9 protein-coding genes and 1 pseudogene are annotated in these 9745 nt (G+C 52.0%); 1 reads left to right on the top strand and 9 read right to left on the bottom strand.

Annotated features, from left to right (window positions below):
- A pseudogene (locus GYRE_RS24815) lies at positions 1–339 on the top strand (hypothetical protein); the annotation flags it as partial.
- 177 nt (positions 340–516) lie between these two features.
- On the opposite strand, the gene GYRE_RS08385 reads toward GYRE_RS24815, so the two are convergent.
- The 9 genes from GYRE_RS08385 to GYRE_RS08345 form a co-directional block, all read right to left on the bottom strand.
- Entirely contained in the window at positions 517–921 is a 405-nt protein-coding gene (locus tag GYRE_RS08385) for a hypothetical protein (protein WP_038254551.1), read from the bottom strand.
- 245 nt (positions 922–1166) lie between these two features.
- Positions 1167–2486 carry a tail fiber domain-containing protein gene (locus GYRE_RS23660; RefSeq protein ID WP_072009056.1) on the bottom strand — a complete coding sequence of 440 codons (1320 nt, stop codon included), beginning with the start codon at positions 2484–2486 and terminating at the stop codon, positions 1167–1169.
- 82 nt (positions 2487–2568) lie between these two features.
- Positions 2569–3504 (bottom strand): DUF6453 family protein, encoded by a 936-nt coding sequence (locus tag GYRE_RS08375; RefSeq protein ID WP_146748688.1) that lies wholly within the window; start codon positions 3502–3504, stop codon positions 2569–2571.
- A 12-nt stretch (positions 3505–3516) separates the two neighbouring features.
- Complete coding sequence (locus GYRE_RS08370) at positions 3517–6729, bottom strand: TipJ family phage tail tip protein (protein WP_038254519.1); 3213 nt, start codon at positions 6727–6729, stop codon at positions 3517–3519.
- Positions 6730–6782: 53 nt separating this feature from the next.
- Positions 6783–7361: a tail assembly protein gene (locus GYRE_RS08365; protein ID WP_038254518.1), complete on the bottom strand. Its 579-nt coding sequence runs from the start codon at positions 7359–7361 to the stop codon at positions 6783–6785.
- 142 nt (positions 7362–7503) lie between these two features.
- Entirely contained in the window at positions 7504–7863 is a 360-nt protein-coding gene (locus GYRE_RS08360; protein WP_051860933.1) for a zinc ribbon domain-containing protein, read from the bottom strand.
- A gap of 48 nt (positions 7864–7911) precedes the next feature.
- Entirely contained in the window at positions 7912–8643 is a 732-nt protein-coding gene (locus GYRE_RS08355; RefSeq protein ID WP_038254516.1) for a C40 family peptidase, read from the bottom strand.
- Between the two features lies 1 nt (position 8644).
- On the bottom strand, positions 8645–9400 hold the full coding sequence (locus GYRE_RS08350; RefSeq protein ID WP_038254514.1) for a phage minor tail protein L: 756 nt from the start codon (positions 9398–9400) through the stop codon (positions 8645–8647).
- Entirely contained in the window at positions 9397–9744 is a 348-nt protein-coding gene (locus GYRE_RS08345) for a phage tail protein (protein ID WP_038254511.1), read from the bottom strand. Before GYRE_RS08345 ends, GYRE_RS08350 begins: the two co-directional genes overlap by 4 nt.
- Position 9745: the final 1 nt, after the last annotated feature.

The raw sequence follows: 9745 nt of genomic DNA, 5'->3' as shown, positions 1-9745 counted from the left end.
AGGAACTTTGAATTGCTAATGGAATACTTATCCCCCTTGGCTGAGTCCATAGCCACTGAACCTAAACCAATCAACGAAGAGCAATTGGTATATACAGACTGCCGGAGACCACCATCAGAACGCGAGATACACCTTTACAATATCAATGCTCTAGCAACCCACTTCGAGTTTATACGTGACACTTGGCGCCATCAACTCTACCCTTCTCTTAAAGCGGTTGATTCCCCAGTAGCAAGTAAACTTTATGATCGATTTACCGACGGTAGTGTTTTCTTGATTAGTATAAAAAGGGCCGCTGAAGCACAACTCCTACCAGGTGAAGAAGCAAGAATTAGTTAACTCCGCACCAATTAGGTATGGTGATTCAGGTGTCGCTAACAAAGAAAGTTAATGAATCGAGAGTGTAATTACCTATTTATCAATTAGTTGATGTTATATAATTCAACCTTGTTGCCAATGGCATGAACACCCGGCAACTGCCGTAGCCCTTTCTTGCATGCGAAGGGCTGCGGCATTTCATCCAATACTGGCGCTCTTGCTACTCACGCTTTTACTCGTGACACCATCAGCCGCTTTTTTCAGAGCCGCATTAAACGCAATAACGGTTACGGGGACTACCGCCGCCTTCACTCTGTTTGAATGGCTTTGAAAGATAAAAACATCATCGGGGTAGTTTAATTTTCGTCTCTGTATAATCGCCACGACTGGCGAAGGGATTGAAGTTCTGATTTCCCCAAATTGCCCCTTCCTTTTCAGAATAAGACTGTTACCGTCAACATCGGAAAACCTCAGATCGATAATCCTCCCGACGTTTACAGGTAAGAAGTGAAGACTCATCCATAAATCAGCCCAGGTATCGCTGATGAGCATAAGTCTTTTGCTGATAGCCATAACCTCATCAAACGTCAGCAAACTAGCCACTCCCGCACTCTCAAATAACACCAAACCTTCATATCAACTATATGCATCAGTATCTGATACAGCCAAATATGATAAATCATTTCCATCAGGGGAATTCCCTCCCGTTCTGGGCCATACTTAAGAAACAACCCGGTGATTATGGCCCGGATGTATAGCCCAAACTCTCTTTTGGCCCACAGGCACTACCCGTGGGTCGTTTTTTAGCGAAGGAACCCTATGATTTAGCACGCAAAGGAGCGCAACTTTTAACTTCCCGGCTGAGACGGCATAGTTCCCGCAACTGGACTATCCTGTTTTACTAAAGACTTAATTTCCGCGATGCGCTTACGGCATGCTGTCGGATCATCAAGCGCTAACTCAACCAAGCTGAAAAGCTCCTTAATCGCCTCGGTGTGGTACGCCGCAGAAACGCCGGTTGTGTCCAGATACTTAAAATCTTTAATCACCTCGCCGTCACTGAACTCGCGATCACCATAGGTTTTAATGGCTTCAGGGCACCATTGCTCAATGTCCTGGGCGATAAGACCAACGGCACGCCCTCCATCTTTAATGTCATAGGCCATGCCGCGAAAACTCAGCACTGCAGACAGCGGATTTTCCACAGTGACCAGCTCTGATTTATGCCGAATATCTGAGCCGTTAATCCACTGGCCACCGGAGGCATTTCCATCGATGTTAAAATTCCATTCTCTGCCAGCACCAGTACTTGCACCGTTAAAATAGATGGAATATGAATTAGTCCCATAGCCAGCGTTACGTTTTATGCCCGTCAGCCATCCGTCGGAATACCACTGATAAACTATCTGGCAGGCGTATGCACCAGCACCTGCGTTAGTAGGCGTAGATATAACCAGATCATTACTATTTGCACCTTCTGGCTTTGACGCGTCTCTGAATCCCTTAAACCTGACCGTGCTGGTACTATTTAACGTGGTAAAACCAGTAAAATCAAAATTCCCCGACGCTGTTCCACCTGTTTTTTGCAATGCTCCAGTCAGTCGTGAATCATCGCCTGCTGCAACAGTTCCAGCGGTTGTTCCAACATCGAGAACGGCAGCCCCTTTCAGTCCAAGGCTACCTCTTGCTTCAGACGCTGTTTTTGCACCAGTGCCTCCCTGAACAATGGGTACCGCACCATTTACCTTATCGGCTTTATTTGATACGAGGTTGACTAATTTCTTTGCTGATGGTCCGGTAGACTGGCTGTTATCCGGTAGCGTCATCGTCACGTCACCGTCAGCAGTAAAAAACTGCTGCCAGTTCTGCTTATCGTAGTTCAGGCCACGCAGTGCCTCAGCGCTCTGAGCCACCAGCGCGGCGGTGACCATATTCAGCGCCACGCGTGGAATTGCTGACCAGGCTGCACCGGCCTGTGACGGTCCGGTGAAGTTGCTGACCAGCGTCAGAGCAGTATTGCTATCGACCGACTTCACCGGCAGCGTATAGGGGATGCCGCCAACGGTGACCAGAATAAAGTCCCCTCCCGCAAGCTCCGCGGAAAATGTGGTTCCCTGCCCCACTACAGAGGCTGAATTATTTGTCAGGGTTAACGTTCCTGCAGACATGATTACTCCTGCTCTCAGGCAATAAAAAACCCCGCCGGAGCAGGGTTCATCTGTGGATATGAATATGATTTATGCGTATGAATCAGTAAAAATTGGGTATCAGTGGGAGAGGAATTGCTGTGGTCGTGTTCTTATACATAGGGTATTTATCCGGCCAGTTAGAATGGAGCGTTGAATTTAGCGCCCTAACGCTGTTGCCTATCCTCTCAATACCCTTCACCCTGACGTTGCAATAACCACCGCCAATCGTCGTCTGTACGCCGGTGGAGGCCAGAGCAACCATATTGTTTCCAATATCGGTGTAACCGTCCGAAACATTCCAGTTTCCGCTGATAATGAACGGCTTTCGTGACGTCGAGAACGTGCACTGGCCGGAAGCATTGAAGAAGTTCAGCCCGGTACCGGGAACCGGCGGAGACTGCTGGAAAATCGCAATTCGCAGATTGATATTTGCCGGGTTATTGGCGTTGTTATCCATCGGATAATAAGCATGAATCTGGCCACCGTCATAGTAAACCGCCACGTTCGCGGCATTCCATGTTGCAAATATGAGCCCCTGTGCCGGAGGCGTTACCGAGCCGTTCACGTTAATATCCCCGGAGTAAACGCACGTCATCACGTTGGCGTTTGAGCTGATTGACGCAAAGTCCGTTGAGTTTTCGATGAGTAGGCCGGTGTTATTGCCAGCCGACGATGCCGGGAGCATTTCAAAGATATAAGAACGATAGGTCACCGTTCGTCGGTCAGTGGTTTCGCTAAGAAATCTCAGCGTGCCGTCTCCGTTATCAACAAAACCACTCATCGCCCACCAGTAGGGAAGATACGTCCCCCCCACCCATGATACGACCACCGGCGTCAGCGGGATAACAAACACCTGAGAACCCGGCGTTTTGTTGATACTCACCGTGTCGTAGGCGATGACTTCATTAGTGGCACCGGAATAAGACGGGCAGCGCATACCTGCGACAATATGCATTGGCCGCCCGTCGTTGAGGTCAATCAGTAATCCTGCTGGCATAAATCCTCTTGTTTACCAGACGCCAAGAACAATCCTTCCTCCGCCCGGCAGAGCAAGGTTGAAGCCATTTCTGTTAATGGTGACGCCTGCACTGGCGTTGGTTAGGCCGAATTTACCGTCTACCGCGTACAGGCTCCCCCTTGCCACAATATTATTGAATTCAGCGTTACCGCCTTTATCTATCCGCCATCCAGCAGAACCAGCCACATAGTTATTCGACTGAATAAAATTCCCGATTTTGGCATTGGTGATCGTGCCATCCTGGATAAAGGCAGAACTCATGAAGACCTGGCCGTTGATTACAGCAAACGGGGAATACTGCGTATCGCCGCTACCGCTCATCAGCACAAACTGGTTTGCATTGAACCCGACGCGCGTAACGACGGGTTTCCCGGCCTCGGCCAGCACCGCAATGCTCATCCCGGCGTTATACATTATGCCGTTAATGCGCACGCCAGCTTTCAGGGTATGAATAGCCGTGGCGCCAGTGGCATCCACCGTGGCGGTCAGCTTGTCTTCCAGCGTGGCGGTCACGTCATCGATTTGCGCCTGCACCGTCGTTGACAGCTCGGCCAGCGCTTTATCGACCTCCGCAACGGTGGTTTTAACCACCAGAATATCCGCCCTGACCTCGCCATACTGCTGGTACTGGTGCTCAACGGTCCCGTGATTAGCCAGCGCGTTCTGTAGAATCCCTTCAATGTTGGTGTCGATATCGCCCGTCAGGCGGTCGCCGTCAGCCGACGTAAGGAAGTCATCAGCCAGGTCGCCCAGGTAATCATCCGCGTTATCGTTCGCCATACCCCGGATCCAGTCCGTAAAACCGGATTCGTTGCCAGACTTATCGACCAGCTGCGCGCGGTACCAGAACTCCTGCCCCGCCTTCAGTCCGAGCTGGATGTACTCGGATGACGGATAAGGAACGTCACTGAGCAGCATAGGGGATGAGAAATCCGCGTTCGCCGAATACTGGATCTCCGTTTTCAGCGTGTCGCCGGTGTTTGCCGGGAAGCCCCAGTTCAGGCGGATCCCCCAGTTAATGCCGGTGGTGGCAAAGCCTACCGGTTTCGGCGGATTACCCACCTTGCCCGTCAGCGTTTTTTCCGGTGAGTACCCCCAGCCGCTGGAAATCTCCGCCGCGTTTATCGCCCGTACCCGAACCAGATACCGGCCAGAGTAAATTGATGGCACCTCAAACGACGTGGTGGAGCTGCGCGGCACGTTCACCCAGTTGCCGTCATTGCGGCGCCACTGCGCCTCATAGGAAATGGCGTTCACCTCGCTGTCCCAGGTCACCCGCATCGTTTCCAGGCTAATCCCCTGGCTGATGACGGAATAGCTATCGATAACGATATTCGCCGGGGCCAACTGGCTGCCGGGCGGCACAACCGAAATCTGACGCTGGTCGATAATGGCGCCGGTATCAATGCGGGCGTATTTATCAGGATCGTGAAACGCCCCGGAAATGGTAAATGTCGCGTCGCCGTTATCCGTCACGCTGACCACCCGGTACTGCTGCGCGTACAGTTCATCGGACTCCACCACCCAGACACATTCTGGTTCAGGCGTCTCCGTGTAGGTGGTCGTCAGCGTAATCTTCTCGCCGTTCACCGCCTGAATTGTCCGGCTCTGCGCGGCACCGGAGGGCAGATTGACAATCAGCCGGTCGCCAGGCTTAGCATCCGCTACCCGGTCAAGCTCGATCACCCTGCCATTCACGGCGTGGATACGACCACCGGTGACCTTCCCGGAAAGCATTTCATCCGCCACGGCGATGATGTAGCCCGGTTGCGGGATGTTGCCATCGAGCCCGACCGAAAACGTCACCACCCGGTCCTTGTTGTTGGTCAGGATTCCCCAGCGCCCTTTGCGGTTCGCTTCCGACTGCCGGGTACAGCCGATGGCAGTTACCTCAAGCTGGTTAAACCCAAAACGTGCCACCAACGGCTGCTCAAATACCGGCTCCATGGCATCCGCATAAGCGTTACCCGGATCTGACCAGGACACCAGCGCCGTAGTGTAGCGAGTTTTAGTGGTGCTGCTGGAATAGGTAAATTTCCCGTCGACGACGTTGGCGCGGGTATAGCTGTAATCGATATCCCGCGGCATATCCGCGAGACATACGATCTGATCGCCGCCCCAGTAGGTCATCCCCCGGAATATTGCAGCGAAGTCGCGCAGCACGGTGTAAGCATCGTTTCGGTTCTGCACGTAGACGTTGCAGATATAACGCGGTTCTGTCCCACTACCGCCCCGCCCGTCGGGAACCTGCTGGTCACAATACTGCGCTACCTGATACAGCGACCATTTGTCGATATTGGCAGCCGTCAGGCGATTACCCAGACCGAACCGGTCACTGACCACCAGATCGTAAAAAATCCATGCCGGGTTATCCGTCCACGCCCATTTAAACGCGCCGGTCCAGGTTCCTGAGTAGGTTCGCGTTTCCGGGTCATAGGTATCGGGTACACGAATAACACGACCGCGCGGCTCGCAGGACACCAGCGGGATGGAGCCATTAAACTGACTCGAGTCAAACTCAATATAGAGCAGCGCGGTGTTGGGATAACGTAATTTGGCGTCAATCACCTCGGTATAGCTTTCCAGCGTCATCCGGTCGCCAATCTTCGCGCTGTTGGCATCCTGCGTGAGTTTGCGAAGACGAAGGGTCCAGGTGCTGGCCGCCTGCGGTAAATCAATACGGTGGCTTCGCTCATAGCCCGAGGACGTTTTTCCGGTCACGCTGGTGTTCAGCACCTGCTGCCATGTCCCGCCGTCCGTCTGCAGGTCGATAGCGTAGTTCACCGAGTACCCGACCAGATCGCCGTCGTCCTGCTGGTTAAACAGCTGCGGCCACTTGACTCGCAAGCGCACCGCAGATATCTGCGTATTGGTGTAGGTATGGGTCCAGGCGGTACTGCTCTTAATTTCAGTGCCCACGCTGATTTCGTTTTCAGAGCCCGGGATGCCCTGGATGTAAGTCTGCGCTTGCGTGCCGGCACGAAACTCCCACGCTACCCCACTGAAATTTTGAGAGCCGTCGGCATTCTCCAGCGGGGTGCCATCCAGATAAATGTCCTTACCCGTCAGGCCACCGCTTAACTCTCCCTCAGCCAGGGCAATCAGGAGTTTTGCTTTAGCAATCGACTGGAGATCGTCGGGTTGTTCTGTAGGCGTACGGGAGCTGGAGCTACCGCCCTTTTTCCCTTTGATATCTCTGGTCATATTTTCCCCATAAAAAAAACCACCCGAAGGTGGCTATGGAAATAGGTAAAGCGTTATTGCTGGTCTTCGACGTAGATCCCGGCGGAAATGATTGCGCCACCGATGCGCCGCTTACCGTAAAGCAGAGGTACCGGATAACCCTGCGCGGCGGTGTTTGTTACCCCGCCAAATGCGTAGGATGCGCGGTTGTCAGAGTCCTGTTTGCTGGAAAGCCCGGCAGGTTGCGGGGATAGCATCTGGATAACGCCACCAGCCATCATAGCGACGCCAGGGGCGATAAGAACTCCACCACCCCATGAATAGGTAATGGCCCCCACTACCACCAACACAGCACCAAGGATTGTTTGTAATAAACCAGCTTTCTTGCTACCGATAATCACAGGAACAATGCGAATAACTTCACCGGTCACTGGAAAACCAAGGTCATCTTCATCGATGTTTTTCTTTCCTTTAAAAACCGCATATGTCAAACCACGTCTCTGGCTAGAAATCATAAACTGTTCGAAGCCTTTGATCGTAGCAGCTAGCGCTCTTGTCGCCTCATGAGTGTTAATAATTAGTCTCTGGTGGACTTTCCCAAATGTTTTACCAAGAATGCCACCAAGTTCAATTTGTGTCATGACCTCTTGCATAATATCTCCATACAAACAATAAAACCCACAATAAAGTGGGTTTTACTATCATAGAATTAAGAGCCTAAAGAAAATTCAGCGCGATAACAATAACACCAATAATAACAACGAAAATTAAAACGTGATTCACATCAAAAACATCTTACAAGCCATTTGATTTCTTTTGCTCACTAATATTTTTCGACTGTTGGTTATCTTCCAATTCTTTTATCTGACTTCCACAGTGCTTACATTTAACAGCCTCAACACCGATAAGCTCAGCACATTGCGGGCATTTAACTTTTTTTGTGTAGGATGAGCTCTCCTTTCCAGATAAGAGAGCTATAAGTAAACCACATACACTTATACAACAACCAATAATTAAGTTGTTTTGTCTTGTAGCCATAAGGCCAATGTTATTTATTCTGCCTCCAGAAAGAGTGGGCACGCTAACATTCATATTTATTGCAATAATGATCCATACAATTCCAACAACAAGAATGACTAACCCTGCAGTTTTCATAATATTTTCCATGACAATTTTATATCTCATAAACTCTATCAGAAAATGTCACTTTGAAAAACAATCAGTATCAAACAGGGATTTATACCTTACTATTTTCATCGTTCTTTCCTGCCAGTAGCCCCCGTATGGCACACGTTGGCTCAGGTGCCCGTACAGATGGTGGAGCAGCATATTTCCCTCCAGCAGGATCCCGGCGTGGTTCCACTTGTTCGCCTGCACCTGCATGATGACCATATCCCCGGTCTGCGGTGGTCCACTAAACTCACGAAATCCGCATTCATACCAGCAGTCCTGGTAAAAATTATCCGCATAGCTGTCTTCCCACCAGGGATAATCAACCCGGTAATCGGTCAGCTCGATCCCGTGGGTCTGCCGGAAATAGCTCATGATAAGCCCCCAGCAATCGAAATGGCCGAGGACAAACGGACGTTCCAGCATCGGCAGCTCGCTGCGCGGCTGTATCGTTCGCAGATCGCCCTCCGGCCAGCTGACGATGTGCCAGGGTAAGAGCGTCGCATCACATTGCGCTTTGTCCAGTTCGCTGGGCTGCGTGGTGGCGTCAGGGTGGCTGTGAACGATGGCGATCACCGTGCCCCAGTCCTCCGCTGCAGCGTAATCCTCCGGCGACAGGTGAAAATGTTCCGTCGGGGTGGCCGCCAGGTTCCGGCACGGGAAATAACGCTCTACCCGGCTTTTTTGCGCCACCACCCCGCAGCACTCCCGAGGATACTCAGCGGCGGCGTGGGCCAGCATAGCTTCAATCGTTTTCTGTCGCATGTCAGCTCCTGATTAACGACGTTCCCGGGAATCCACCAAACGGTAGCTCGTTATTTTCCCCGAACCTGAGTTTGCACGCCGTCAGCGTCCCGTTGCACTCATCGAGTGACGGATCGTCTACGGGGTTATTGTGCTTATCGAAATAGCGCGTTCCGGCATAGTCGCACCCATCTCCGGAGCGGTATTTATTCCGGATACACCAGGTGCAAAGAGAGTGCAGCTGACGCGTGGGGATCATCAGCCCCTGCAGGTCCATCGGGCTGGACAGCGTAAACTCAACCGTTTCATTGTTTTCGCCGCTTTTGGAATCGATGTAGTACACCTTCAGCTTTTCCTGTGTTGGATCAGCCGTCGGATTACCACCGGGATAATTTTTCACATCGAGATACTGCGCCAGCGTATCGTGAATGGTGACCTTCGCCTGCAGCAGGTCATCGTAGGCCAGGCACAGCGCCGTGATGGAGCTGTCCAGGTTTGCGATCGACAGCTTTGGCTGGGCGCTGGTACCGTCGGTTGACGTTTCGATCCCTTCAATCTGGCAGGGCCAGGCTTTATATTCCCGTCCCTGCCACCAGATAGATTTTGCGGGCAGCTTCATCTCGTCACCGCCTGCTGCCTCAATCTCCTCCGGCGTATGGGCAATATTATGCGCGTGAAAATGCAGCACATCGCCGACGCCGAAGCCGGTGCCATCCACATCAAAAAGCCGGACGCTGTTGCCCGGCTCAAGCTTCTGATAATCGCTGTGAAGACTCATGGTGCAAATCCCTGTTCAAACGTGGCGGTGACGGTTTCCACCTTTTTACTGTTCGTAACGCGCTGCAGGCTGTCAGCCTCAACGCGCCACAGCGTCAGCTCACCGCCGGGTGGGGTAAAGGAAAAAGACTTCGTTTTATGCCTGCGCAGGAAAGCGTAAATATCCCTGGCCGTATCCGGGTTGCCGGTAAACGAAAACGCGTAGTTCAGCTCTTCGTCGTGCAGCCCCGACCCGCTCACCTGCTTGTATCCGTCGCCAAACCGGGCCGTTCTGACGGTATCCTTACTCTTCAGCGTCGGCTGGCTGGCGGCCTGAATACGCCAGGGGAAATGCTCTATCGCCATC

The sequence above is a fragment of the Yokenella regensburgei ATCC 49455 genome (assembly GCF_000735455.1).
Classification (GTDB): domain Bacteria; phylum Pseudomonadota; class Gammaproteobacteria; order Enterobacterales; family Enterobacteriaceae; genus Yokenella; species Yokenella regensburgei.
Note: the sequence above shows the minus strand (reverse complement) of the source record. Positions and strands in the feature narration are given on the sequence as shown.